We start from the raw sequence: 26,939 nt of genomic DNA, 5'->3' as shown, positions 1-26,939 counted from the left end.
TTACCCAGGCAAGACAACCTTAGGCCGATCCGTCAAAATGGCTGCGGCCATCGCAAGCATTCTGCCGCCACCCCCGTCAGGACCCCCAGCCTCGTCTAAATGCCTGCAACGGTCGCGACCATTCTGATGCCCTGCACAAGCAGGCGATGACGACCCGTGGAATTCATTCTGCCGCCCCTTTGCCCCGACAAACACGGCCCAAACACAGTGCCTACGCGCCTTTGAGCAAGCGGCATCACCGGGCGTCAAATCGAATCATTCTGACGGGCCACAAGGAGCGCGGATTCCCCAAGCCGCGTTACCAACTCCCGCGAAGTCTGCCCAGGTCGGTGCGTGGTCGGTGCAAATTGGAAAGGGGTCAGAGATTTTCATCTCTAACCCCTTTGTTTCTGGTGGTTCCTCAGGGACTCGAACCCTGGACCCTCTGATTAAGAGTCAAGCAAATGCCCTCTAGCCAGAAAATTCCCCATTGCATCTAAACGACTTAAAAATTCCTGCGTCTACCTGGACCACCTCTTCGAGGTAACCGCGTGGTAATCGTGCGCCCCACCAGTGCATCCAAGAGGGATCTGTGAGGCGGTTTCATGAGGGCGAACGAGAAGAACATCCTCGCCCTGGTTCCAGTGCCAGACAAGAAAGTCCAGAGATATCCCATTGATGGCTGCCCGAGCCTTTACATCCAGGTGACCGGGAAACCGGAGGCACCCATTCGATCGTGGCTATTCAAATACCGCGATGCCAGCGGGAAGCCGCAGTGCTACACGATCGGACGCTACCCAAGCGTCAACTCCATTGCAGCCAAAAGCGAAGTGGAGAGGCTTCGGCGTCGGCTTTCGGATGGCGAAGCCCTGGTCGCCCCCCGCAAGGCTAGGCAGGCGGAGAAGTTGATCAAGGAGGCCGAGAAATTGGTTCAGGCCCCTGCCCCGCCCGAGGAACCGAAGCATCCCCTTTTCAGGTCAATGGCGGAGGATTTCTATAGCAAGTACTGCCTCGTGAAGAACAAGCCATCAACCCAGCGAAACAACGGGTGGATGCTTGACCGTCACGTCCTCCCCGCTTTAGGCGCCGTAAAAATCGCCGAGTTGAACTCCTTCAAGGTGATCGCCTTTCTCGACACGCTAGCTGATCGGCCGGTGCTCATGAACCGAGTGAAATCCCTGCTGTCCAAGATGTTCAACTGGGCCGGCCTGCGCTTCCCCGAGGTCTCCGGAAACCATACGAAGGGGTTCGAGCGACACACCGAGATGGCGAGGGAGCGAAGATTGACAGAAGAGGAGATTCGAACGCTCGGTAAGTTCTTTCGGGAGAAGAAGGAACCACTCCAGACGGCCGCCATCTTTCTTTTGCTGACGGGCGCCCGCGAAGGCGTGGTCTTGCACATGACCAAGGAACACCAGTTCCCCGAGGAGGGACTTCTCCGATTCCCTGCAGGTATGGCTGGCCTCAAAGGGTGTCGGCGCGTCTATCTCTCCACAACGGCCAAGGCAATTATCGGGCGACATCCGAAACTGACCCACTTGCGACACGAATTCTGACCCACCCCCCCGAAAGGAGGAGGGCATGGAGTTCGAACCGCGGGACGCTGGTCTCCATAAGCCGGAGGCCAGGATGCTCGGAGACGGTGCAGTGGCCCAAATATTTGCTTTGCAGAACTTGGGCTGGTCGATCCGAAAGATCGCCCGGGAGGTCGGCCTCTCTCGGAATACGGTTCGGGACTGGGTTCGCGGAGGGCCGGACAGAAGCTATGGAAACGGCTCCCGGGCCGGCCTCCTGGACAGGTATTACTTCTGGATCCAGAACCAGTTCAACGCCGGGGTGCGCAACGCCGATGTCCTCCGCCAGGAACTGGAGGCCATCGGCGTTTCCGTGAGCCTGCGGACCGTCGAGAGAGCCCTCCGCCCTTTCCGGCAGAGCTACGAAAGGGCTGAGCAGGCCACGGTCCGGTTCGAGACCCCGCCTGGCAAGCAGATGCAGGTGGACTTCGGGGAGAAGTGGTTGCAGATCGGGGGCGTCCGTCAGAAGCGTTATGTGTTCGTGGCGACCCTCGGCTACAGCCGGCGGTGCTATATCGAGATCTCCGGAAGCCTCCGCCAGCGGGATTGGATCATGGGCATCGAACGGGCCTTCCAGCACTTCGAGGGCGTCCCGGAGATCCTCCTAACCGACAATGCCAAGCCACTGGTGGACAGGCGCAAGGCTGGTATCCCCGTCTTCCACCCGGAATTCGACGCCTTCTGCCGGCACTGGGGCACAGTTCCCAGGGCCTGCCAGCCGTTCCGGGCGAAAACGAAAGGCAAGGTGGAACGGAGCGTCGGCTATGCCAAAGGGAATGCCCTTGGCCGCGAGGGCTGGGAATCCGATGAGGCCCTGGACGAGCACCTGGTCTGGTGGATGCTCAACGTGGCCGACACCCGGATCCACGGGACCACCGGCGAGAGGCCGATAGATCGATTCCCGGCGGAGAAGGCGGCCTTGCGCCCGATGGGAAACCATCCCAGCTACCTCCGGGTGCGCCACCTGTCCAGGACGGTGGCCGCGGATGGGCGGATCGATGTGGATACCAACCGCTACAGCGTCCCGCCCCAGTTCATCGGGGCCACCCTGGAGGTGACCATTGAGGCCGACACCATCCAGGTGTTCTGCCAGGACCAAGTGATCGCGGAGCATCCGGTCCATCCTGGACGCCGCCAGGTCATCGAGGATCCCGGTCACGTCGTCAGCTTCACCAACGGCATCGCCCGGGTGGGCAAACCCGGCGAGATCCGGCGGCCGCTCTCCCACTATGCCGCCATCGTGGGAGGTGAGGCATGGTAGATCCCCGCCTCGAACGCCTGGAGCGTCACCTGACCCGGCTGAAGCTGGTCAGCACCCGGGAACGCCTGGACACCCTCCTGGACCGCGGAGCTCAGAACGAAATGAGTTTCCTCGACTTCCTGGACCTGGTGATCAAGGAGGAAATCGAGAGCAAGGACCAGAAGCGCGCCCGGATGCGGATCCAGATGGCCAAGTTCCCCTTGGACCGGCGCATGGAGGACTACGACTTCAGCCTGCAGCCCAGCCTGGACCGGCGCCTTGTGGCGGAGCTGGAGACGGGACGCTACGTCGCCAACGCAACGAATGTCCTGCTCCTGGGGCCGCCGGGCGTGGGAAAGACCCATCTGGCCATCGCCCTAGCCCGGAAAGCCATCGAGCAGGGCTACAGCGCCCGGTTCATCCATGCCGCGGACCTGGTCTACCAGTTGGCGGCGGCCTCGGACCACGGGGCGCTGGATGAGGCCCTCAGGGTTTTCGCCCGCCCCCATGTCCTGGTCGTCGACGAGCTCGGCTACCTGCCCATGGAGCGCAGGTCAGGGCATCTGTTCTTTCATCTGGTGAGGAAGCGATACGAGAAGGGCAGCCTGATGATCACCAGCAACCAGCCCGTGGGCTCCTGGGGGGAGATGCTGGGGGACGAGGTGGTCGCGACGGCCATCCTGGACAGGCTCCTGCACCACAGCCACATCGTGACGATCAAGGGCGAGAGCTACCGCCTCAAGGAAATGCGCCGGGCTGGCGTCGTGCCAGCCAAGGAAGTGGCCGGATGATGGTCGCGCCCGCCGGGATGTCCTCCGCTACGGCCTACGGCCTCCGCTCCGGACACCCCGGCGGCTTCAATTTCCAACTACCAGGTGGGTCAGTTTTCGTGTCGCCTGGTGGGTCGATTCTGATGTCGCTTGACACAATTCTAGGCAGCCTTCCGCCTACCGTCCTCAAACGATCCCTTTGGCGTTCCTGGACCAAGCTCAGAGATGCGTCCGCGATAGGTGAAAGCAATCCCCAGGGCGCGGTCTCCCTTCACGACCTGCGCAGAACCTTTGGTTCAATTGGCGTTGACCTCGGCCATGACGAGGCCGTCGTGGATGCCCTCTTGGGCCACTCCAGAGGCAAGATCAAAGATACCTATCTCCGACGGTCGGATCCGATTCTTGCTCAGGTGGCTGAGGAAATCGGTGAATATATTGCTGGACTTCTCGGGATTGGCTCAGAAATTAAATAATAGCCTGATCAACACCCTGGAACACAGAGATGGACGGTCCTATAACGTCAATTTCAATAACAACGAAAAATACCTAAAAACAATATATCACCCGATTGGGTTTATAATCATATAGGAAATAGCCATAAAATCTATTTTACCATCGAAAGAAGTGCAGCATCGGCCCTTCCGCAATAAGGTGACAAGCTTGCTTCAAGCTCGCACATACAGCGCAAATCCTCCAAAAGCCTTTTTGCATCATCAATTGAATTAACATTAAAGGCCAACTCGGTGAACCAGTCACCAACGAAAGTTGCCCAATTTTCTCGTTCCGAGTGAGCGGCAGCCAGAATCAACCCAATCCTCAGTTCCGGACCGACACGGTCCCTCTTACCATCACGTTTCCGAATAACTCGATTTAAAATGCTAACTTCTTCCGCAAGTTCAACACTTCTAGTAACAGCTGCAACGACTGCAAGGCCATTTAGCAGTCCAAATACCTCTTCCTCATCCCCAGCTTCATTCAACCTATATTTTGCTGCACGTAGAGCATTTACAGCAAGCCTAGCATGGTCTGCCTCCAGGCGTAGAATAAGCGCTAGATTCACTAAGCCAGCAAATGAATTGGGACCAAGGTCCTTTGAGGATAATTTTTCCTCAATTAAGGCTAGATATTCGTCAGGCATCGAAGTTTCAGACCTTACTCCACCTTCAATGGGGCCCGGCAAAAAGGGATATGGGAACTCTATTTGAGACTTTAAACCTCCTTGATTTGTGTCAGCCAGCAAGATTTCTCGGAGAGCGGAAGAAGAAATCTTTGCCTCATTGGCCACTGCGGCATTTAGAATCCTACCCAGGAATTCGGACTTTAACTGCCGGGGACTGACAAAATCCGGGAGCCACCGCGGCTCTATTCTTAGATCGATTAAAGTCTGCAAATAGAATCTCTTCCCTCCAAATTCATGAGCCCAAGCTATGAAATCAGAACGCTTAATTCCCGAGGCGATAATTGCACGCTCTATAACTGATGCTTGGGCAATCGCAGCAAGACGAATCCAAAAAGGGGGCTTTCCATACAGCAACCGAGTGCGAGCCAATTCATTACAAACAAACACAACAAGGGTAGACAACGCATAAAATCCGCCATCTTCGTCATTAATATCATCACGCAAAATACCAGAAACAATGTTCTCAATTAACGATTCGATCCGAGGGTGCTTATCTATTATACCAAGCCCTAGTTCAATCGCGCCTAATTTTGACAGAAGACAACCTTGCTTTAAAACCCACGAAAAGATTTCATCAATTTCCAGATCGCTAAATTCATGTTTCTCAATTGTTACATTTAATCCCCGATAAGAGGAAATAAGAAATGCCAACTTCAAACCGTCTATCCGGCTCCAATCGATAAGTTGATCAATGAGGTGCTTCGCCCCAGAACCAGCAAACGAGGAAAGATCCTCTTGCGCTTCGATAGAACCAACTAACCGATCGTAATACCAATGCTTATTGGGAACCAAGTCCTGAAGGCCGCAAGCCCCCGACCGCAAAAGAGAGGCCAAAAAACCGGTTTGACGGAATGGAGTCAAGCGAAATTGTTCTACCAATTTTTCATGATCCTCATTTTCAATTGGCGCCCTCAAAAGACGGTCCCGCCACTCGTTCGCGACATCGCCGATCAAATTAACGGAATGCGCGTCTCGTTCAAACCCATTACTTCTTACGGCCTGATCTTCCGAAAATGCCCAGCTTTGCGGTAGCCAAGCCCTTTTATCTTCCAAACTTAAGCAAATGCGGCAATCCCCATCGGACTTTTCAAATATAATTTGCCAACTACACCCATCTTTATCATCAACATATGTACAATCAAGTTTTTCTCGCAATGCTTCCCGAATCGCAGAGAAAAGAGCCTCTCGACTGAAAGAAGTGCCAAGATCCCTGAATTGAATATTAGCCGTCGTCTGCAGGTTATGTTTATACATAAAAGCGCTTTCTTCAATCAAAGCCGATTTAACAAGTGGTGGCATATATGCCAAAGCTGAGTTCATCAATGCGTATCGGACAAGATCATTTGTCATTTTGTGCCTCATTGGCGTATATATTTTTTAGACAGCTATCAATCAAGTTAGCTGCCCCTGTAACAATCAGACTAAACAACGGATGATCCCGCTCTTTGATTTCTTTCAATATTTCGTTTTCAAACCAATCAAAATACTCCCTTCTAACCTCATTAGATTTACATGTCGGGAGAACCATCAGAGCTGCAACCTGCAATCGATAACGGTCTTCAGCATTGGGGACAAGCCCCTTATAGCTATGAGCCCATCGTCGAAAATTCATCAGATCAAATAACCAATTCGATTTGACACGAATCGAACAATAATCCGCTCCCTCCTGCCACTGTGACTGAAGGACCCTGTGGCAAGCATGACAGAATGAATCAAGCCACGAAACCTCCAAAGGTATCTGCAAAACGTCAGCCATTCTGGCCAAAAGAATATTTTCTTTAATCGCTCTCAATTCTGCTGTTTCGATAAGCTTGCCATCCTTTACATGAGCGTTTAACAAGCAAGTTGCAAGTTCACCTTCACTAAGGGGAACATGGATCATCCCTGCCAGGCGTAGTGTTGTCTTATGGGTTAATGCCTGTTCATTATCCAGGGCCCCAGAATCAACGAGCAGGTCAATTACATCAATTGTAGTTAACAGGGGCTTTTCAACCCCATCAAATGAAACAGTTGCATGCTGATTAAAGAATCGATCATCAATAACGATGGCATCCGTTGAAACCGACAAAGGAAGCATGGCGAGCGTAGGATGTTGCCCAATCCGGAGTTCACCCTCCTTGTCATCTCCGGTTAATCGTTGGCCAACTCGGACCTTGCCACACTCGATACCCGCCCGCAAATGCAACCGCAGAGCTTCAACTACCGCCACTGCCTTTTCAGCATAGTGTTCATGACGAATTAGTGCGTCAGCTTCTGCAATTTTTGAATTTGACACAAATGCAGTCAGGCCACATCTCTCCAACGATGCAAGAAGCTTGAGATGCTGTAAGTGGGAAACAGCAATATCATCCAAATATATTTGGGCTGGCTCATTGATTTCATTTTTCTTCGGCCATGGCTGCTCTTGAAGCATCAAGTATGCTTTGCAATCCTTATAGGTGCTGGCCGTAAGTTCACCTTGATTTGCTAGCCTTTCAACAACAGCCATACACCCACACAAATAGTCTTCATATTGTGAAAGGTCAGCCTCTTCTTGCATGAGTGAGCCCGTAAAGACCGGAAACGGGTGGACAACAAACCTTGGCTTCCCGTCCAAAGAATGGTTAGTTTTTGCATCCGCCACCATTGCAGCTAGAGCGTCCCCTATCAGACCAGATAACTTGGCTTCAGGCAAAACAGAAGGTTCGAATGCTTTTAAGCATCCCGTCGATAGCAAGCGCCTCAGCTCATGTGCATCCGCAACCAGACTCGGCTGATGGAAAAGAATCTTCCGCTTCTCTTCAAGCAACAAACCGAGCGTCCCATGAGGAATAGCTATTTCTCGAAAGTGTTCTAACACTACTTCCGACAAGCCAAGGAGCTCAATGGTGAGCAAGGCCGTCGCGTCAATTGCAATACAACGAGGCGTAGCCGTATTTCGTCCCCTCGCCCCACTGAAAGAATTAATAACCACCCTTTTCCGAATATCAGCCTCGCCTTGGTTAACTAAGGCCGGAACCAGAAAAAGATTCAAAAGAGAACGATTTAACATCTGCGCAGCCGCCAAGATCGGAGCCTGACCCTTCCTAAGCACTCTAAATACCTGGTTCGTTTGCGCTTCCCAGGAAGGCTGTCGATTGATCAACTCTTCCATGGACATATGCCGAATTGGACCATCCTCTCCAGAAAGACCAGCCGCCTTTTGCAACCAGGCCGAAGCCTCCACAGAGTCCTCCCAACCCAGTTCTGTTGCTATCACGTAGCATCCAATCAAAATATTTGGATCCTCGGAACCGAGTCGGGCCGATTCAAAGACCAAGTCCCTTGACCTTGAAGAGCCAACCATTTGAGCCAATCGGGCTGCACGAAGGAGCTCCATCGGCCTTCGAGTGCTCCGGGCGGCCCACTGCTCCTCAATAAAAACATGAAGTGATTCCCAATCTCCAGATGCTATAGCTATGTTAGCGAACAATTCAGCACCAGTATCATTCAATTCACCTGCACGCGTTCCCGGCAAGGAAAGTCGGGCTTCATTAAGCCGCCCCTGCCGATAAAGCGCCCAACATCGTATAGCCCTTAAATTTTCAGATTGATCAATAATCTCAGGGAATTCATTAAACAGTTTTTCCAATGAGAGAAATTCATCATTTTCATACAGAGCTTTTGCATAACTGACCGCATCAGACAAATCCCGGGTCAATTCAAACATCTTAGAACCGAATAGAATTAACCTCTTCCAATCTTTGCCCTCTTCCAAGGCATTAACCAAGTTTCGCAGATCCGTAATTGATCCGCTTTTCTCATACAGCGCCAGAAGATGAGTTAACGGTTCTACCCCAGCTGCTTCGTCCATTATTTTGCGGATTCGCAATTCTTCTAAGCTAGTAATCCCTAGAGAAATCATTTCCTGAAAACGCAAGCTCGCCTTCTGAAGTTGCCCCGAGCGCGAAAGCATCTCAACCTCAATAAACCCAATTGCTTTTGAATCTAAATGCTGTAATAGCTGTGATCGGTGCTGATCTAGATAACTTGCCACTTCGGCAGGACTTTTTTTTGCCAAAGCTAGTGCAAACCTGGCGATTGCCGCCTCCGCAGAAGTGCCCCCACTCAATACAGTCTGCCGGTCAACCTGGATTTCCGCAGCTGCAAGATCGACATCCAAACCATACTGAATCGCCAAGGGAAGTCTACGCAAAGAGCATTCTGGATCACGCATGCTCTTTTCCAGCTCAAGCCTTGCCATTGCTTCGCGATCGACATCCCGAAGTGCAAGACATAGAGCCTTATCGCTCGAAATATTGGCCGCCCTTTGAAATCCCAAATCCATGGCAAATTGAGCTACCCTTTCATACATGTCCTGAGCAGAACGCCTGAAAGAAAGGGCCTCTGCATCACTCGCCAGAGGGAATTGGAAGATTCCATATTGAAGTTGTTGCAAGACTTTGGCCCTTAACTCAACCGGAACCGCCCTTGCAAGGAATGCATCACCAACAGCATGCATCAATATCGGAGTATGTTCAAAATCACTTTCGACCATCCCATCTGCCAACTTCAAAACCATGTCCCATGCCTCTTCCTGCATGCATCCCTGAAGGGCGATAAATCGCCCCTCGGAGTCTAATTGGTCAACAGAAATTCCCGTTTGCTCCAGCCATTCAAATGCATACTGCAGACCTTGGTGATTTCTTAGAATCATGAACGCAGCCGATCTTGCCACGCAAGAATCAATGGATGCGAGCAAGCCAAGTGCTGTCGGAATACCGCTCGTTTGCACTTCAACAAACGCACGTGCGATTATTAGTGTTTGGCTGTCTCCATAGATTGACGCACGGTTAAGGATTTCTCGCGCCCTATGCAAGTCAGTCAGGGAGAGAAAGCGCGAGCACCATCCCAGAATTTCAAGCTTTACGACATCGGAGACATTCCCCAGATCCCCGCCTTCAACGCTTGTCAGCAAAGCGTTAATCGAAGCAATTAAATTGAATTCATTAAAAAATCTTGAAATTTTTATTTTTCTGAGCCTTTTTGTTGCCTCGGAATCAATAATCTGCCTGCCATAGGCCCCCATAACCTGCGGATTCTCACAACGGGGCAGCTCATCCAGGAGAATATGCCCCAATCTATCAATAGCCTGTGCCTGTTTTTCGGATATATCTGCTAACGCTCTGACTTCCAAGGAATTTTGCTTAATTGATTCTGACAATAATATGTCCGAGTGGATTCCATTGAAAGGGCCATTAATAAATTCAATCAAATGCTTGTAGACCTCGGCCTTACGGTTCATTGGCTTTGCAATTCCGACATGATCAGCATCAATTGGGATCGGCGCGACCCCAACCCCGGGGTCCGAACTATCAGGCGTGACAATTACAAGCCCGAGCCTCTTCATCGGCCGCATTTCCACCAAAACAAGATTTTGAACTTGATTTGTAGTGCAAAAAGATCTATACCAAAGGTTTAATTCACGTAAAGCCGGATTGTTACGTTCGAGAATTGCAGCTGCTGGTGACATGCGGAGCAGAGACCCGAGCTTCCTGGCCACACCAGCCCAAGCAGACCCAAAGTGAGGGGTTCCCAAGAAGGCAACCCCTTTAACCCGGTGTAAAAACAATTCTGCGGCTTTACTAAAATTTTTTTCCCTGTCCGCACATCGTAGCAACTGTTTAATTACTAAGCCACCGAGGCTATGACCAACAAAGACTATATTTCCAGTCGATAAGCCCTTTTCATTTATAATGAGAGGAAGTAAGTTTTCTGCTCTGTCTTGGAGGGCCATACTGAAGCCATGCCACCTTGTGGGTGACGCATCGTAACCGATAGTCCAGGTGCAGGCGCTTTCAATATCTGCAGTCAACCAACATGGCCACAGCTCTGGCTGCTCGGTTTGAGTTAGCCAAGTCTTTCGCTTGTCTCCATTCAGGCCATGGATAAACACAACATGAACAGATGCCTCTCCCGGGCTTCCAGATAATGCCAAAAGGTCGGCCAGGGCTTCCTCCTATTGCTCCAAAGCGGTCTTATCAAGCATGAATTGATTAATTCTACCAAACTCTGACGCATGCCTTCCAGACGTAATGTCCAACCTTTTGATGAATCAAGCCGTTTTCCGCAGGGGGCAAGGACAGGTGGTCCTGGCGGACGCCCTCATCTTGCCGTCAGGTTCCGGTCGCCCTGAGTTGGATGCCCTGGGGCGAGCCATCCGGGCGCTGGATGAACTTGCCGAAAGGGGCGGCGCCTTGAGGGCCGGCGTGGTCCTGAACCATTTCCGGGAGACGACCCGGAATCGGGTTGTCGAGGAGGGGCTCCGGCTTGCCAAGTTGCCGCTGCTGGGTCGGCTTTCGGAGCGCGCCGCATTCCCTGAAGCCTTCGCGGACGGAAAGAGCCTGGTCCACCTGGGGGGCGCCGCCGCGCACGAGGCCAAGACCCTTTGGTCCCGGATTGAATCCTGGCTCCAAACCGTCTAGATTTTTTGATGTCAAAAATCCTAGACGCTCGGAATTTTCAATGTCCCCTTCGAAACAGATCAAGAAGGACGCCCTACTCCAGGAGGTTCTGAAGGCAGGGTCCGGAAAGGCCGCCGCAAGCGCCCTGGATACATCCAAGGATCCATCCCCAGAGCGCCGGGCTGTGGGGCGGCCAACGAAGGAGCCGACCATCCCCTTCACCCTTCGACTCCGACAGGGACCGGCCGAACTCCTTCAACTTCTGGTTGCAGACCTCCAGGCCCGAGCGATTCGCGGAGAACTCGCCCGGGGTGAAGCAACCATCGGCACCGTAGTCGAGGAAGCGCTTGCACTATATGCCGATCGCCATGGGCTGGCGGCGGGATCAGCCACGAAGAGCAGCGATGGGAAGAAGCGCTAGGCCAAGAATCTACGACATTGGCTAGGTCGAGCAGGCCGGGCTCCAACAAGTTCCTGCACGATTTTGTTCGGAGAGATCCGGGGCACACAAGCCTGCTCATCCTGCGGGCTGGGCAGGGAGGCCCCCATTGGGAAGGCCAATGTCGTTGCCATTCGCCATTTAGACGGAGATGGATGGTTCAAACGGCCACCCGAAGCAACCGGGAGACTTGGGATTCCAGGTTCTCCACCAAGGAATCCCATTCCATCCCGGAGAGCCCCTTTTTTTCAGGGCAGGCTCTCCCCGGATTGGACAGGAGAGTTTCTAAAACTTCTGCGGAAACCGCCTTAAGTAATTCCGTCCTAAGATGTTCAAAATCATAGACAACAGTCCAGGCGCGGTCCCCATTCCTGCAATATAAGTGATGGAGTTGAATGGGATTCGAGAGTCCCAATAGCGGTCGGTCAAACGTTAGCAGATGCGGGATCAGGAATTCTCCTTGGCCCAAGTGTGCAACAAGGCTCCGTTCGGCAAAGCGGGGAAGGAGAAGGTCTCTGGCAGAGCCTCGCAATTTCCTTCGAAGACCAGATTGGCGAATATTCTTAAATATGAAATCCCTCGCAGGTTGGCTGCGTCCCTCCATGTAAAGGGCTGCGAAAATTTTCTCTCGCATGAAACTTACACCAAGCACTTCAAGTTCGAACTCCCAAAGAAGTTCCATTTTTTCAACGGTTTCCTTTGCGGAATCGGCACCCAACTGTACAGCCTTAAGGAGCATCACATAGCTTGCGGATTCCCAATGTTTGAAAGTCACAGCCATACCGTTTTTCCATCGGGCGAGGAGCATATCTATATGAACCTTGGCCAAGCCCCTGAAGTCCTTCACTCCTGCTTCCTCAAAGACCTGTTTCGCAGAATTCAAATCCACGACCCTTTTCCGCTCTCTTATCCATGGCTCTTGCTGGCAATTTTGCAACTTAAACAGTTGTTCAATCGGGTCAACAAGTCGTTCAAGCACCTCTTTGGAAATACCGTTTGTCATAAATACTTCGTAAACATAGAAATCTATATTCAAGCCATACCCTGAAGCCACGATGGCGTTCTCAAGGTCCCAATTTGAACCAGCCCCGGCCTTTTCTTCATTCTCAGCCCGTGAAGGGTGGATCATGAAGTCGATGGCATTGGAATCGAACATGATGATGGGCCTGATGCGGTGTTCCATGGGCTCTGAGAGGCTCTCACGATCCAACAGAAGGCAGGTCCGTTGGCCAAACGAATCGATGAGGCGATTTGATTTTGCGATCTCTTCTGGATAGGGAGACATCCCGACAACCCGATCAGGTTCCCGGAAAAGCAGGATCCTGAGTTCACCATCCGGATTGCAGGGGTGCTCACGCCAAAAGTAAATATCTGCCTCGGTTACATCGGCGTGGACCCACCCGTCAAACGGATTCCGATTGCCAACCACCTAGGGTCCTCCATTAAAGCTTCTGTCTCCTGTGGATCCTTCACGTCACGTGCTGTTGATAGGTACGCAGTGACGGTAATCTCGATGGGTTTTCGGCAGCAATCGCTCAAAATAAGCCGACACAGCCATCCAGATTCAAGAGGAAATGTGCCAAGATATAGTATCGCACCTTCTAATACCTGCAGGGTCGGATTCGTATTGTCCGCACAATCATTCGAATGAGTCTCAATTTGCACTTTCAAGGGGAGACCGTGTTAACCAAGATAATCGACAAATCGAATACCAGAACTTGGGTTTTAAGTTTAATTTGCAACATATTATTTTTTACAGCCTATTACTACAACTTCTCATCAGGAACGAATGGAATTAGAAATGCAAGCAATCCTAACGAACCGATCACAATTTTAAACTGTTTATATTTTAGCATAACCACTATCACAACTCTTGGATATGGTGACTATATTCCCCTAGGCTATGGACGCCTCTTTGCATCCTTCGAAGTAATAAGCGGCATCATAATAATGGCGATTATTGTATCAAAGTTAGCATCTGACCGGACTTCTACCCTAATTAAATTGCTTTACACCAGCGACAATGAAAGAAGACTGAGTTCTTTCTTCATTGCTATCGAAGAATGCGGAAAGGGCCTAAAAAATGCGATGCTAAATCATGACCATATTTCAAAAATGAGATACATCGAAGAACTCGAGACAATTGTCGCCAATCTGAATCATTATTATGGATATCAACTTAGGGTTGGTGCTATCGGAGAAGGATGGGCAAAAAAAGGTTCATTAAAAGTGGCTCGCACGATTATTCGAGCTGCCGAATTTGCTTCCATGGCCGGCATGGAAGCATTTGCAACCCCAAGAGAGCAATCTCGAATCGAACGGTTGATGAGGCAGATCAAAAAGACCCTAGCCTTGCTATACCAGGAAGATCAACCAGACATCTTTATTCCAATCAATAACCGTATTCAACGAATTTTTGACCACTACAATAAATCCAAAATAAACAACGAGCAAATTCATTATTATTCTGAGATAACACCAGAACTAGTAAAATCAGTAAACAATCTATTACCACTCCAGCCCTGGCCAAAAAACATTCACAAGACCATTGCTAGTAAATTAAGAATATCTAACAGACTTTGCCACAAAATTATTGACAGTATCATCAACCCAAGCCAAGCACAAGCTTCAACGGGAGACGTAATTCTCGAGGCAGACCAAGAGTAGGTCAACCAAGCAGAGTAAGCGGAAAGCAGAATTTCAACTTGGCCGCCCTCCAGAATCAGACCACGCCTGCTCCCCACAAGCAGGCCACTCCTGGACAGAAATCGGCCACCGTGCCCTCTTGGCTTTCATAAATGTAAACCATGTATTCATTATCTTTAGATAAAGACTAGACCGCAGGCGCGCGCCAAGGATCCTCTCCTGGCACAACACTTCACTTTCTCGACATCGTCCTGTTGACCAGGAAGGCAAGACCTTCGGGTGAAGCGCCTCGGGAAGGGGGGAGAACCGGAGGGCATCGAGGATGCGCCTGCCAAAGCCTATCGACCCGGCACGGGTGCGGCTCCCGTGCCGGGCGAGCGCAGCGAAGAGCGACTGGAAAGGCGGTTGGGACCCAGGCCAGCGGACCGAAGGGAGCAGCCCTGGGTCGCCTCGAAAGGAGCGGGGCAGGTGCGCCCTGGATGCCCGAAGGCTTGGACCTCGGACCGGGGGGGGTGGGCGTGTTGCCCTCTGTCAAGCGACATCAAAATTGACCCACCAGGCGACACGAAAACTGACCCACCTGGTAGTTGGGAACTGAAGCCGCCGGGGTGTCCGGAGCGGAGGCCGTAGGCCGTAGCGCAGGACATCCCGGCGGGCGCGGCCATCATCCGGCCACTTCCTTGGCTGGCACGACGCCAGCCCGGCGCTTTTCCTTGAGGCGGTAGCTCTCTCCCTTGATCGTCACGATATGGCTGTGGTGCAGGAGCCTGTCCAGGATGGCCGTCGCGACCACCTCGTCCCCCAGCATCTCTCCCCAGGAGCCCACGGGCTGGTTGCTGGTGATCATCAGGCTGCCCTTCTCGTAGCGCTTCCGCACCAGATGAAAGAACAGATGCCCGGACCGTCGCTCCATGGGCAGGTAGCCGAGCTCGTCCACGACCAGGACATGGGGGCGGGCGAATACCCTCAGGGCCTCATCCAGCGCCCCGTGGTCCGAGGCCGCCGCCAGTTGGTGGACCAGGTCCGCGGCGTGGATGAACCTGGCGCTGTATCCCTGCTCGATGGCCTTCCGAGCCAAGGCGATGGCCAGATGGGTCTTTCCCACGCCCGGCGGCCCCAGGAGCAGGACATTCGTTGCGTTGGCGACGTAGCGTCCCGTCTCCAGTTCCGTCACAAGGCGGCGGTCCAGGCTGGGCTGCAGGCTGAAGTCGTAGTCCTCCATGCGCCGGTCCAAGGGGAACTTGGCCATCTGGATCCGCATCCGGGCGCGCTTCTGGTCCTTGCTCTCGATTTCCTCCTTGATCACCAGGTCCAGGAAGTCGAGGAAACTCATTTCGTTCTGAGCTCCGCGGTCCAGGAGGGTGTCCAGGCGTTCCCGGGTGCTGACCAGCTTCAGCCGGGTCAGGTGACGCTCCAGGCGTTCGAGGCGGGGATCTACCATGCCTCACCTCCCACGATGGCGGCGTAGTGGGAGAGCGGCCGCCGGATCTCGCTGGGTTTGCCCACCCGGGCGATGCCGTTGGTGAAGCTGACGGCGTGACCAGGATCCTCGATGACTTGGCGGCGTCCTGGATGGACCGGATGCTCCGCGATCACCTGGTCCTGGCAGAACACCTGGATGGTGTCGGCCTCGACGGTCACCTCCAGGGTGGCCCCGATGAACTGGGGCGGGACGCTGTAGCGGTTGGTATCCACATCGATCCGGCCATCCGCAGCCACCGTCCGGGACAGGTGGCGCACCAGGAGGTAGCTGGGATGGTTCCCAATCGGGCGCAAGGCCGCCTTCTCCGCCGGAAATCGATCTATCGGCCTCTCGCCGGTGGTCCCGTGGATCCGGGTGTCGGCCACGTTGAGCATCCACCAGACCAGGTGCTCGTCCAGGGCCTCATCGGATTCCCAGCCCTCGCGGCCAAGGGCATTCCCTTTGGCATAGCCGACGCTCCGTTCCACCTTGCCTTTCGTTTTCGCCCGGAACGGCTGGCAGGCCCTGGGAACTGTGCCCCAGTGCCGGCAGAAGGCGTCGAATTCCGGGTGGAAGACGGGGATACCAGCCTTGCGCCTGTCCACCAGTGGCTTGGCATTGTCGGTTAGGAGGATCTCCGGGACGCCCTCGAAGTGCTGGAAGGCCCGTTCGATGCCCATGATCCAATCCCGCTGGCGGAGGCTTCCGGAGATCTCGATATAGCACCGCCGGCTGTAGCCGAGGGTCGCCACGAACACGTAGCGCTTCTGCCGGACTCCGCCGATCTGCAGCCACTTCTCCCCGAAGTCCACCTGCATCTGCTTGCCTAGCGGGGTCTCGAACCGCACCGTGGCCTGCTCAGCCCTCTCGTAGCTCTGCCGGAAGGGGCGGAGGGCCCTCTCGACGGTCCGCAGGCTCACGGAGACTCCGATGGCCTCCAGTTCCTGGCGAAGGACATCGGCATTCCGGACCCCTGCGTTGAACTGGTTCTGGATCCAGAAGTAATACCTGTCCAGGAGGCCGGCCCGGGAGCCGTTTCCATAGCTTCTGTCCGGCCCTCCACGAAGCCAGTCCCGGACCGTATTCCGAGAGAGGCCGACCTCCCGGGCGATCTTTCGGATCGACCAGCCCAAGTTCTGCAAAGCAAATATTTGGGCCACTGCACCGTCTCCGAGCATTCTGGCCTCCGGCTTATGGAGACCAGCGTCCCGCGGTTCGAACTCCATGCCCTCCTCCTTTCGGGGGGGTGGGTCAGAATTCGTGTCGCAAGTGGGTCAGTTTCGGATGTCGCCCGATAATCGGCGTTTCCGTGAGCCTGCGGACCGTCGAGAGAGCCCTCCGCCCTTTCCGGCAGAGCTACGAAAGGGCTGAGCAGGCCACGGTCCGGTTCGAGACCCCGCCTGGCAAGCAGATGCAGGTGGACTTCGGGGAGAAGTGGTTGCAGATCGGGGGCGTCCGTCAGAAGCGTTATGTGTTCGTGGCGACCCTCGGCTACAGCCGGCGGTGCTATATCGAGATCTCCGGAAGCCTCCGCCAGCGGGATTGGATCATGGGCATCGAACGGGCCTTCCAGCACTTCGAGGGCGTCCCGGAGATCCTCCTAACCGACAATGCCAAGCCACTGGTGGACAGGCGCAAGGCTGGTATCCCCGTCTTCCACCCGGAATTCGACGCCTTCTGCCGGCACTGGGGCACAGTTCCCAGGGCCTGCCAGCCGTTCCGGGCGAAAACGAAAGGCAAGGTGGAACGGAGCGTCGGCTATGCCAAAGGGAATGCCCTTGGCCGCGAGGGCTGGGAATCCGATGAGGCCCTGGACGAGCACCTGGTCTGGTGGATGCTCAACGTGGCCGACACCCGGATCCACGGGACCACCGGCGAGAGGCCGATAGATCGATTTCCGGCGGAGAAGGCGGCCTTGCGCCCGATTGGGAACCATCCCAGCTACCTCCTGGTGCGCCACCTGTCCCGGACGGTGGCTGCGGATGGCCGGATCGATGTGGATACCAACCGCTACAGCGTCCCGCCCCAGTTCATCGGGGCCACCCTGGAGGTGACCGTCGAGGCCGACACCATCCAGGTGTTCTGCCAGGACCAGGTGATCGCGGAGCATCCGGTCCATCCAGGACGCCGCCAAGTCATCGAGGATCCTGGTCACGCCGTCAGCTTCACCAACGGCATCGCCCGGGTGGGCAAACCCAGCGAGATCCGGCGGCCACTCTCCCACTACGCCGCCATCGTGGGAGGTGAGGCATGGTAGATCCCCGGCTCGAACGTCTGGAGCGTCACCTGACCCGGCTGAAGCTGGTCAGCACCCGGGAGCGCCTGGACACCCTCCTGGACCGCGGGGCCCAGAACGAGATGAGTTTCCTGGACTTTCTCGACTTGGTGATCAGGGAGGAAATCGAAAGCAAGGACCAGAAGCGGGCCCGGATGCGGATCCAGATGGCCAAGTTCCCCTTGGACCGGCGCATGGAGGACTACGACTTCAGCCTGCAGCCCAGCCTGGACCGCCGCCTTGTGACGGAACTGGAGACGGGACGCTACGTCGCCAACGCAACGAATGTCCTGCTCCTGGGGCCGCCGGGCGTGGGAAAGACCCATCTGGCCATCGCCTTGGCTCGGAAGGCCATCGAGCAGGGATACAGCGCCAGGTTCATCCACGCCGCGGACCTGGTCCACCAACTGGCGGCGGCCTCGGACCACGGGGCGCTGGATGAGGCCCTGAGGGTATTCGCCCGCCCCCATGTCCTGGTCGTGGACGAGCTCGGCTACCTGCCCATGGAGCGACGGTCCGGGCATCTGTTCTTTCATCTGGTGCGGAAGCGCTACGAGAAGGGCAGCCTGATGATCACCAGCAACCAGCCCGTGGGCTCCTGGGGAGAGATGCTGGGGGACGAGGTGGTCGCGACGGCCATCCTGGACAGGCTCCTGCACCACAGCCATATCGTGACGATCAAGGGAGAGAGCTACCGCCTCAAGGAAAAGCGCCGGGCTGGCGTCGTGCCAGCCAAGGAAGTGGCCGGATGATGGCCGCGCCCGCCGGGATGTCCTGCGCTACGGCCTACGGCCTCCGCTCCGGACACCCCGGCGGCTTCAGTTCCCAACTACCAGGTGGGTCAGTTTTCGTGTCGCCTGGTGGGTCAATTTTGATGTCGCTTGACACCCCCCACCTCCTTCCGCATCTGCAACCGTGTTCGAGCCCGAATCCCTCTGGCATCAAACCGAGGCGAGCAATGGGCTGGCCCTAATGGGCACATAGGTGTTACGCAGCCTTCTGGAAACAGAGGAACGCCACCGGGCTGCCCGAGAACCGACCGTCCCCGGCCGGGTGGATGCATCGACCTGATATGCCATCGGAATGCCCCGGCGATCCCATGCCCGCCCTGCCCTCGACCGGAAGCCCGCCAACGCTTTTGAGAACCCCATACAAAGTTCCGGGAGTTCTCCCCAGCCAGGGAGTGCCTCTACCTAGCCGCAATCCTCACTGTGGTAACGGGGTATCGATTACCCCAGAAGGCTTGCCGGAATCGCCCCGCTATAGCCAATAGGGAAAGCCCCGAAGTTTTTAACCTTCGGGGCTTTCTTTTCTGGTGGTTCCTCAGGGACTCGAACCCTGGACCCTCTGATTAAGAGTCTCAAGGAAAGCCATTGGCCCATATTTGTGAAGAATGGAGAATACTGGCAAATAAGACATTTAGGCCAAATCATTGTTGGCACTTCTATGAATAAATAGGCTGACAATGGCCCAGGATGTGATCATATTGTGATCACGGAGCCATGATCACATCCTGGAGGACCCCATGGGCGAGAAGAAGGAAAGGCCACCCATCCGCCTTGTGAAGGCCGCTGTGGAGGACCTGGCGCCCGAAGCGGGCCCTTACTTCGTGCCGGTGGTGAACGCCAAGAGCCAGGCTGTCCAGGGGCTCAATCTGCGGGTGCTGCCCTCGGGGGTAAAGGCCTGGGTCCACCGTTACAGGTTCGCGGGCTTCCAGAAGTCACTTACCCTGGGCCGGTATCCCGCCATGGGGCCGGAGATGGCTGAGAAAGCATCCCGGGCGGCCCAGACGAAGATCGACGCCGGCACGGACCCTGGCCTGGCGAAGGCGAATGCCAGGAAGGCTGCGGAGGAAGCCCGGCGGGCTGCGGTGACGGTGAAGGACCTGGCCGAGCGATACGAGCTGGAGCACGTGCCCGAGTTGGGGGAAAGCTGGGGGGATGAGACCAAGCGCCTGGTCAAGCTCTTCATCCTGCCGGCCCTGGGGAAACTGCCGGTGGCGGCCGTGGGCCCCGCGGACGTATCTGCGATGCTCTTCAAGATCAGGCAGGCCACCCCGACACAGGCCAACCGTGTGCGGGCCGTCATGCGGACCATGTTCGGGCGGGCCGAGGAATGGGAGCTGCGCCCCCTGGGCTCCAACCCGGTGGCCGTGGTGAAGCAGAGGGCCCCGGAGGTGAAGCGGGAGCGGCGCCTGTCGGACATTGAGTTGAAGAAACTGGGGGCCACCCTCCAGAAATCCGCGGAGCCGGCCCAGCTTGTCTTGGCGGTGCGCCTCGCGCTCCTCGCGGGGATGCGGAAGGGCGAGGTTGCCGGGGCCCGCTGGGAGTGGGTGGACCTGCGGGCAGGGGAAATCCGAATCCCGAAGGAGGCCCACAAGACGGGCAGGAAGACCCAGCGGGCCCGGGTGGTCCACCTGTGCGAGGCCCTGGTGACACACATGAAGGCCGCTCCGCGGACGCTCGGATGCCCATTCGTGATCCCGGGCCGGCCGGAGCGGAACGACGAAGGCAAGGTGGCAGGCTGGGCCCCTATCCAGGGCCTCCAGAAGGCCTGGGAGCGGATCCGCGATGCCGCAGGACTGGCCCCCAGGGATGAGAAGACGGGGGAATACCTGGACCCTGAGAACAACCCGGGCCTCCATGACCTCCGGCGCACCTTCGCCAGCGTTGGAGCGGACCTGGGCCTCAAGGGCTTCGTGGGCGAGCTCCTGGGCCATGCAGAGGCCACTGTGACGGACATTTACACACGGAGCGCCGCGGATCCCCTGCACCAGGCTGCGGAGAAGATCGGCGCCCGAATCGAAGGTATTCTCACGGGCGCCATTGACCCGGAGAAGGAAGCCGAGGAGCGCCGGAGGGCGAAGGAGGGAAAAGGCAGGGGTGCCTCGTGACAGTCTTCTAATCCTGCCCCTGATTTGCTGCCGCGAATTTCAGGACCGCCTTGATCTGCTCAGAAGAGTAGTAGCCATGCGCCCGGTTCGGCTCCAGTTCCCCTTCTTGGATAGCCGCGCTGATATGGTGCCGGGCCTGCTCGTACCCCGGCACAAAGAGGCGTTTGAGCAATTCCGAAACTCTCTCAGGGTCAGCGTGGCGGGTGTTCATCATCTCCAAGAGGTCCATGATTCCATCAGGCCCAACGACACCCGAGAGGTGAAGGTCCCCAGGGACGAATCCCGCCCGCTCCACTGTATGGAAGCAGCATCGTCCTTGCCCCTGCGGGCTGTGGATGGCGTGATGAACAATTCGAATATCATGAACTTTTAGGGTGCCCAACTGGCTAAACCAAGCCAGCATCCCGTGTTCGGGCTGGTGGATCAGTTCACCGCAGACATCACAGGTGATGGGAAATGGGGTCGCCATTGGGGCTCCTGGGGGGTTCCAAAAGGCTACCCAGAACACGAACCCTTAATCCACGAAAATTCGGTGCTGAAATGACTTGGCTTAAAGCGATTCTTTGGTTACATAATGGATATTATCGAAAGTTGTTACGGCTCGAAATCTTTCTTGCCTTCCCGCGCGCGAGGGGGGATGATCCTCGGCAGGAGGTGAGCCGATGGCCGTTGCGAAGAACCCAGGCGCCGGGCGCGGAGCTGGCGGAGGCCGGCCCCGGCGGGAGGGCGAGGTTGAGGAAGTGCGTTTGCGCTTGAGCCCCCAGGTCGCGGGCCAGCTCCGAGACCTCGCGGAGGCCCGCGGGGTGCCCGCCTGGCGCCTGGTGGAGGACCTGGTGAGCCAGGCGCCGAAAGGGGTCCCTGGAATGGAGACCCCTTCCCTGCCTCCTGCCGCCCTGGAAATCGCCAAGGAGGCCGCCGCCTTCCTGGCGGCCCAGGAGGACCGCGGCGCGGCCCTGGCCGCCCTCAGGCGCGCATGGTCGCAGGCTTTGGCCTTGGCTCAAGCGAAACGGGAGATGGGAGAATGAAGCCTTTCGAAATCGAGCCCCTCCTCAGCCTGAACAAGGCCCGCGAAATCCTGGGCCAGATGAAGGGAGTAAAGCGCATTTCGTACCCGGCCCTGACCCGCCTCGTGCGCCAGGAAGGCCTGCCGGTGGTCACCAATCCATTCACAGGGGGATGGGCATTCAAGGAAAGCCTTCTCCTGGCATGGTTCGAAGAGAAGACCCAGGCCCGACAGTTGCGCGGCCCGGGGCGCCCCCGGCGCACGACTTCCCCGTCCGAATAACCCTGAGTTGTGCTCACCGAATTTGGCGAGCACCCCCCCTCGCCGGCTGCCCCCCGGCCTTTTCATGGAGGCCATCCATGGCCGTGAAAATCGCTCCCCAAACCGCGGCAACATCTCGAGTCCTAGCGGGACCCCTGCAAGAGCTGGCCCAAGGGTCCCTGGAAGTTGCGGAGTCCCTCCGGATGCTGGCGGAGATCCGGGATATTCCGCTCCACCTGGTCAAGGAAACGGACGAGGTTGAGAAACGCCTGGACTCTGCCTTCATGCTCCTCCCTTCCCTCCTTTCCCTAATCGCGGACGGGGTGGAAGCTAGGGTCCAGCCTGCGTTCTACGCTCTCCGGACCATGGAGGCCCAGGCCGGGCCCGCGCCGGTGAACATGCCCAGCCGTGTTTGAAACGCGGATCCGAGGCACCTATCCTGAAAACGGCGCGGCTAGGGTAGCTCCCGAACGCCGGTTCCCGCACCGGCCCGCCGCGCCGTCAAGTCATCACGATCCGTTCCAGTGATGTGGAACGCTTTGAGACATTGCATGAAAGTCATGTAGCTTTATTATCAACAAATGCATTTATCCTGGGAAATGACCCCCAGCCACCAACGCACCCATAAATTTCAAGAAGTACCAATAGAATCACGCGTGTCTGCCCACTGGAACGCCCCACGCGCTAGGCAGCCTCATCCTGCCCAAAGGCCACGATTGGCCCCATGGAGGCAAGATGAAATCCAATCAAGAAGTGACGCTTTCGGCTGACCTGCGGGACCCGCTCATGGATCCCCGGGCGTGTGCCGCCTATCTCAAGGTGTCCGTCCTCACCCTCGCAGACTGGCGCACCAAGGGGATCGGACCCGATTATGTCAAGCTCGGCGCCGCGGTACGCTATCGCCGCGCGGACGTGGACTCGTGGCTCAACCTCCGGAAGATCACAGCAAAGGGAGAGTGAGCGATGCGGGGACATGTGCGGGCCGAGGTGTGCGGGACCTCGGACGATCAAGCGAAAATCGATTTGGAAACCTTCGCGGCATATGAGGAGGCGGGGGCCGCGAACCTACCGAAGTGGCCGGAACCGGCAACATCCCGGTATATCGAAAAGGCCCGGGGCTGGGGGAAACCTGATTCTGCGGACGCCCTTCTCCTCCTGGAGGAGTGGACTGGCGCCGAGGAGGGGAGCGCCGCGCGGTGGATGGCGGCCCCAGCGGTCCAAGCTGTCATTGGCCGCGGGGAGCTGCTGTTCATGCCCGGGACTGGGCCTCATCCTGGGGCGTTCCTGAATCTCTTCCTCTTCGCGGTCTACATGGCCGAAGAGCCCGGAAGCACGTGGGAATCGGTGCTCCGGGATATGGAGAGCATGGCGAAGGCCTATGAAGCCCTTCCGCCTTTCGTGGCCCATCGGCTGGGCCTGACCTGGTTCCGGCGGGGTGGAGCATGACCCCCAAGCCATTGGTCCTGACAAAGGCCGACACTTTCCAAATTGACATCTGGTTGAACAAGAAAGGCGAGCCCGTGAGCCTCCGGGATCATGCCCGGTATCTCCTCGAGCGCGCTGCCCTCCCGAAGTGGGCCCGGCGGAAGTGCAAGCCCTGGGGGGGAGGCGTCGTCGTGCTCCCTTGGCATGGTGCTACCGAGCATGTGCGGGTGGCCTACATCCGGGGAAAGGTCGGCATCCACGAAACGGACGCCGGAAAGCCCTGGGGCGCCGCCCTTTTCCTGGCCCTGGAGGCGGAAGCCCCGGACCGCGTGATCCTCTGGCAGGAGGGCATGTGACCGACCATGAATCCGTGGCCGGCATGGTAGCCGCCGCGCTCGCCCTCCAAGAGCTGGACAGGATGCGGGCCATGGAATGCCTGCCCTCCCCCGAGGCCCTCCTGGATCGACTCCAGGCCCGGGCCACTGATTTCCACCTTCTGGCGGGCGTGGTGCTTGCCTACCTCAAGCGCCAGGGGGTCCCCCGTGGATGAGATCCGAACCCATGCCCTGCCGTTCCTGGCCTGCCTCCTGGGGTGCGCCCCGTCGGATGCCCTGGACCAGGCCGTGACCTGGCAGACCTTTGATGACGAGAAGCCTGGAGGGGAGCGCCGGCGGGACCTGGCCCGGACCATGCATGGATCCCTCCGGGAGCACCTGGCCGAGCTGCGGCGCCTCAATGGGGCGGGCGCCGGCATCTTCGTAACGGTGAACGGCACCGATGGCCGGGCCCGGAAGAAAGAGAACGTCCAGACCCTGCGGGCCTGGTGGGCGGACCTGGATTCCAAGGATGCCCGGGAGCCCTTCGACGCGGCCCGCCTGCCCTTGGCGCCCTCCATGACGGTGAGGACCCCGGGCGGGGCGCATCTCTACTGGCTGCCGTTGGAACCCATGCCCGGAGGAGACGCCGAGCGCCAGGCGGAGCATGAGGCGGAGCTGCGGACCATCCGGGAGGCCCTGGCACCCTTCGGTGCGGATCGCCAAGTGTGCGAGGTGGCCCGGGTCCTTCGGGTACCTGGTTTCATGCACCGGAAGGCAGGGCCGCACCTGGTGGAGCTGGTGACCGCGGACGGGCCCCGGTGGACCCGGGACCAGGTGCGGGAGGCGTTCCCGCCGCCCGTGGTCGGTGCTATCACCGCCCCCCCCCAGGGCGAGCCAGAGGAGGGGATGAAACGCGACTCCCCCGCGGGCCGCCCCGCAAACTGGCGGGAGCGGGTGGGCGCCTACCTCCGGCGGGGTGAACCCTCCATCCAAGGCCAGGATGGGAGCCGGGCCCTGCTGGATGCCTTCCTGAAGGTGATTCAAGGCTTCGACCTCTCCGAGGCGGAGGCGTTGGAGCTGGTGGCGGAGCACTACAACGTACCCGCCCTGTGCGAGCCCACCTGGTCCATGGAGGAGCTGCGCCACAAGGCCGCGAATGCCTTCCAGATCGCCGGGCATCCCCGCGGACGCCTGTGGAGGGAAGGCCCGAAGGCGTCAAACCATGGTCATGATGACCATGGTCAGGCGGGCCCGGAGGGAGGAGATTCGGAACCGACCCCACAGGACCATGCGCGGCCCCGGGTGAGAGGCTTCGAGTGGGGGCCCCGAGGCCTGTTCCACCTGAAGGCCCCCGCCGGGAAGGACGATGAAGGGAACCCCAGGCCGGCGGAGCGGGTGTGGATCGCCCCGCCCTTCACCCTGCCCGGCCTGGTCCGCGATGAACGGAGCACCGGCTGGCGCCTACTCATCGCCTGGCAGGACCCGGACCGGATTCCGCATGAGGAGGCCCTGCCCTTCGAGCTACTAACGGGCGAAGGTGCCGAGCTGGCGCGGACCATGGGCCAGGGCGGGCTCATCCTGCCCCCGGAACCCGCCCTACGCCGCCACCTGCTGCGCTACCTGTGTGGGGCTGCCCAGGCCCTCCAGCGGGGCCCCCGCGTGCGGCTGGTGGATGCCCTGGGATGGGTCCCTGGCGCCTACGTGCTCCCGGGCGGGGAGGTGATCGGGAACCCGACGGAGCCCGTGCGCTACGCGGGTGAGATGGCCGGGCCCCAGGGCCGCCAGGTGGCCGGAACCCTGGAGGGATGGCGTGAAGGTGTGGCCCGGTTCGCCGTGGGGAACCCCCGCCTAGCATTCGCCTTGGCTTGCGCCTTCGCGGGGCCCCTCCTGGACATGGTGCGACCGGACGGGGGCGGGGGGTTCAACCTCATGGGCTTCTCGTCCAAGGGGAAGTCCACCTGCCTGGAGGCTGCCGCCAGCGTGTGGGGGCGCCCGGACCCCCTTCCCACCTGGCGGGCCACGGGGAATGGCCTGGAGGGCATCGCCGCGACCCGGAATGATGGCTTCCTCGCCCTAGATGAGCTGGGCCAAGTGGACCCCCGGGAGGCCGGTTCCGTGGCCTACATGCTGGCGAACGGGAGCGCCAAGGCCCGGGCGACCAGGGAGGGCGGGGCCCGGACCATGCGTCAATGGCGCCTGGTCTTCCTGTCCAGCGGGGAACAGGGCCTTGAGGACAAGATGCAGGAGGGGGGCCAGCGGGCCCGAGCCGGCCAGGAAGTGCGCGTCCCTGACATCCCCTGCCCCGAGACGGGGATGTTCGACAAGGCCCACGAACTTCCCTCCCTGGGGCACCTGGCGGAGCACCTGAAGGCCCAGGCCCGGGCCCACTATGGGCAGCCCATCCGCGCCTTCCTCGGGCGCCTTTGTGATGCAGGCCCCGGCGCCGGCGCCCTGCAGGCCCGGCTCCAGGAGATGGAACGCGTATGGCTGGCCCAGGTGGTGCCTATGGGGGCCGATGCCCAGGTTCGACGGGTGGCGGGGCGATTCGCCCTGGTCGCCGTAGCAGGGGAGTTGGCCCAGGGAATGGGGATCCTCCCATGGCCCGAGGGCGAGGCATCCCGGGCCGCCCAGGTCTGTTTCAAAGCCTGGCTTGATCGCCGGGGATTCACCGGAGCCTCCGAGGTGCACCGGGGGATTGAGGCGGTGCTGGACTTCATTTCCAGGCACCAGCAAGCCAGGTTTCAGACCTGGGGCGTGGAGGAGACGGTGCACAACCGGGCGGGCCTGAAACGCCATGCGGAGGGCCCGGTGGAAGGGTGGGACTTCTTCTTCCTCCCCTCGGGGTGGAAGGAGGCTACCGCGGGTTTCAGCCCCGGCAGCGTGGCTCGTGCCTGCGCCGCCGCCGGGATCCTTGAACCAGGCGCGGACGGGAACCCGTCCAGGAGCCTGAAACTATGGGGCATCGGAAAGACCAGGTGCTATGTGGTCCGGGCCGCGGGCATCGCGCGGCACATCGGCGGGGATGACGAATGATCCCCGGATGGATCATCCTT

At 57.8% G+C, this 26,939-nt stretch carries 22 protein-coding genes; 15 read left to right on the top strand and 7 right to left on the bottom strand.

The annotated features are described in order from the left end of the window. Positions 1-584: 584 nt before the first annotated feature. The 3 genes from R2J75_RS07105 to istB (R2J75_RS07095) are packed head-to-tail and all read left to right on the top strand — an operon-like array spanning position 585 to position 3,584. Positions 585-1,535: a tyrosine-type recombinase/integrase gene (locus R2J75_RS07105; protein ID WP_316411405.1), complete on the top strand. Its 951-nt coding sequence runs from the start codon at positions 585-587 to the stop codon at positions 1,533-1,535. Between the two features lie 25 nt (positions 1,536-1,560). Continuing rightward, positions 1,561-2,814, top strand: a complete 1,254-nt coding sequence (istA, locus tag R2J75_RS07100) for an IS21 family transposase (RefSeq protein ID WP_316411404.1) — start codon at positions 1,561-1,563, stop codon at positions 2,812-2,814. Then, positions 2,808-3,584, top strand: coding sequence for an IS21-like element helper ATPase IstB (gene istB, locus R2J75_RS07095; RefSeq protein ID WP_316411402.1), 777 nt, complete (start codon positions 2,808-2,810; stop codon positions 3,582-3,584). The genes istA (R2J75_RS07100) and istB (R2J75_RS07095) overlap by 7 nt, the downstream gene beginning before the upstream one ends. A 583-nt stretch (positions 3,585-4,167) precedes the next feature. Here the strand turns inward: istB (R2J75_RS07095) and R2J75_RS07090 are convergent. The 4 genes from R2J75_RS07090 to R2J75_RS07075 all read right to left on the bottom strand — a co-directional run bounded on the left by R2J75_RS07090 (position 4,168) and on the right by R2J75_RS07075 (position 12,787). Continuing rightward, positions 4,168-6,093: a hypothetical protein gene (locus R2J75_RS07090; RefSeq protein ID WP_316411400.1), complete on the bottom strand. Its 1,926-nt coding sequence runs from the start codon at positions 6,091-6,093 to the stop codon at positions 4,168-4,170. Next, positions 6,083-10,657 (bottom strand): esterase/lipase family protein, encoded by a 4,575-nt coding sequence (locus R2J75_RS07085; RefSeq protein ID WP_316411603.1) that lies wholly within the window; start codon positions 10,655-10,657, stop codon positions 6,083-6,085. Before R2J75_RS07085 ends, R2J75_RS07090 begins: the two co-directional genes overlap by 11 nt. 220 nt (positions 10,658-10,877) lie before the next feature. Then, positions 10,878-11,249 (bottom strand): hypothetical protein, encoded by a 372-nt coding sequence (locus tag R2J75_RS07080; RefSeq protein ID WP_316411399.1) that lies wholly within the window; start codon positions 11,247-11,249, stop codon positions 10,878-10,880. A 515-nt stretch (positions 11,250-11,764) separates the two neighbouring features. Beyond that, positions 11,765-12,787 (bottom strand): hypothetical protein, encoded by a 1,023-nt coding sequence (locus tag R2J75_RS07075; RefSeq protein WP_316411398.1) that lies wholly within the window; start codon positions 12,785-12,787, stop codon positions 11,765-11,767. 464 nt (positions 12,788-13,251) lie between these two features. Between R2J75_RS07075 and R2J75_RS07070 the strand changes: the two genes are divergently transcribed. After that, the gene (locus tag R2J75_RS07070) at positions 13,252-14,271 is read left to right on the top strand and encodes a potassium channel family protein (protein WP_316411397.1); all 1,020 of its coding nucleotides are present in this window, start codon (positions 13,252-13,254) and stop codon (positions 14,269-14,271) included. 643 nt (positions 14,272-14,914) lie between these two features. Here the strand turns inward: R2J75_RS07070 and istB (R2J75_RS07065) are convergent. Then, positions 14,915-15,691 (bottom strand): IS21-like element helper ATPase IstB, encoded by a 777-nt coding sequence (istB, locus tag R2J75_RS07065; protein ID WP_316411396.1) that lies wholly within the window; start codon positions 15,689-15,691, stop codon positions 14,915-14,917. Beyond that, on the bottom strand, positions 15,685-16,938 hold the full coding sequence (istA, locus tag R2J75_RS07060) for an IS21 family transposase (protein WP_316411394.1): 1,254 nt from the start codon (positions 16,936-16,938) through the stop codon (positions 15,685-15,687). The genes istB (R2J75_RS07065) and istA (R2J75_RS07060) overlap by 7 nt, the downstream gene beginning before the upstream one ends. Before the next feature lie 83 nt (positions 16,939-17,021). Between istA (R2J75_RS07060) and istA (R2J75_RS07055) the strand changes: the two genes are divergently transcribed. From istA (R2J75_RS07055) to R2J75_RS07045, 3 genes are all read left to right on the top strand, one after another. Further along, a complete protein-coding gene (istA, locus tag R2J75_RS07055) occupies positions 17,022-17,969 on the top strand; it encodes an IS21 family transposase (protein ID WP_316411393.1) in 948 nt (315 codons plus the stop codon). After that, positions 17,963-18,739: an IS21-like element helper ATPase IstB gene (gene istB, locus R2J75_RS07050; protein ID WP_243336033.1), complete on the top strand. Its 777-nt coding sequence runs from the start codon at positions 17,963-17,965 to the stop codon at positions 18,737-18,739. Before istA (R2J75_RS07055) ends, istB (R2J75_RS07050) begins: the two co-directional genes overlap by 7 nt. A gap of 773 nt (positions 18,740-19,512) precedes the next feature. Beyond that, positions 19,513-20,880, top strand: coding sequence for a tyrosine-type recombinase/integrase (locus tag R2J75_RS07045; protein WP_316411391.1), 1,368 nt, complete (start codon positions 19,513-19,515; stop codon positions 20,878-20,880). Between the two features lie 7 nt (positions 20,881-20,887). On the opposite strand, the gene R2J75_RS07040 is transcribed toward R2J75_RS07045, so the two are convergent. After that, positions 20,888-21,349 (bottom strand): hypothetical protein, encoded by a 462-nt coding sequence (locus R2J75_RS07040; RefSeq protein WP_316411390.1) that lies wholly within the window; start codon positions 21,347-21,349, stop codon positions 20,888-20,890. A 283-nt stretch (positions 21,350-21,632) separates the two neighbouring features. On the opposite strand from R2J75_RS07040, the gene R2J75_RS07035 reads away from it, so the two are divergent. From R2J75_RS07035 to R2J75_RS07000, 8 genes are all read left to right on the top strand, one after another. Beyond that, on the top strand, positions 21,633-21,905 hold the full coding sequence (locus R2J75_RS07035; RefSeq protein WP_316411389.1) for a hypothetical protein: 273 nt from the start codon (positions 21,633-21,635) through the stop codon (positions 21,903-21,905). Beyond that, complete coding sequence (locus R2J75_RS07030; protein ID WP_316411387.1) at positions 21,902-22,165, top strand: hypothetical protein; 264 nt, start codon at positions 21,902-21,904, stop codon at positions 22,163-22,165. The genes R2J75_RS07035 and R2J75_RS07030 overlap by 4 nt, the downstream gene beginning before the upstream one ends. 77 nt (positions 22,166-22,242) lie before the next feature. Beyond that, positions 22,243-22,560 (top strand): hypothetical protein, encoded by a 318-nt coding sequence (locus R2J75_RS07025; RefSeq protein ID WP_316411386.1) that lies wholly within the window; start codon positions 22,243-22,245, stop codon positions 22,558-22,560. Between the two features lie 319 nt (positions 22,561-22,879). Next, positions 22,880-23,104 carry a helix-turn-helix transcriptional regulator gene (locus R2J75_RS07020; RefSeq protein ID WP_316411385.1) on the top strand — a complete coding sequence of 75 codons (225 nt, stop codon included), beginning with the start codon at positions 22,880-22,882 and terminating at the stop codon, positions 23,102-23,104. Positions 23,105-23,167: 63 nt separating this feature from the next. Beyond that, positions 23,168-23,590, top strand: a complete 423-nt coding sequence (locus R2J75_RS07015) for a hypothetical protein (protein ID WP_316411384.1) — start codon at positions 23,168-23,170, stop codon at positions 23,588-23,590. Between the two features lie 53 nt (positions 23,591-23,643). After that, positions 23,644-23,925 carry a hypothetical protein gene (locus R2J75_RS07010; protein WP_316411382.1) on the top strand — a complete coding sequence of 94 codons (282 nt, stop codon included), beginning with the start codon at positions 23,644-23,646 and terminating at the stop codon, positions 23,923-23,925. Continuing rightward, positions 23,922-24,119, top strand: coding sequence for a hypothetical protein (locus R2J75_RS07005; protein ID WP_316411381.1), 198 nt, complete (start codon positions 23,922-23,924; stop codon positions 24,117-24,119). Before R2J75_RS07010 ends, R2J75_RS07005 begins: the two co-directional genes overlap by 4 nt. Next, positions 24,112-26,919 carry a DUF927 domain-containing protein gene (locus R2J75_RS07000; protein WP_316411380.1) on the top strand — a complete coding sequence of 936 codons (2,808 nt, stop codon included), beginning with the start codon at positions 24,112-24,114 and terminating at the stop codon, positions 26,917-26,919. The genes R2J75_RS07005 and R2J75_RS07000 overlap by 8 nt, the downstream gene beginning before the upstream one ends. Positions 26,920-26,939: the final 20 nt, after the last annotated feature.

Source organism: Mesoterricola sediminis, from assembly GCF_030295425.1.
Classification (GTDB): domain Bacteria; phylum Acidobacteriota; class Holophagae; order Holophagales; family Holophagaceae; genus Mesoterricola; species Mesoterricola sediminis.
Note: the sequence above shows the minus strand (reverse complement) of the source record. Positions and strands in the feature narration are given on the sequence as shown.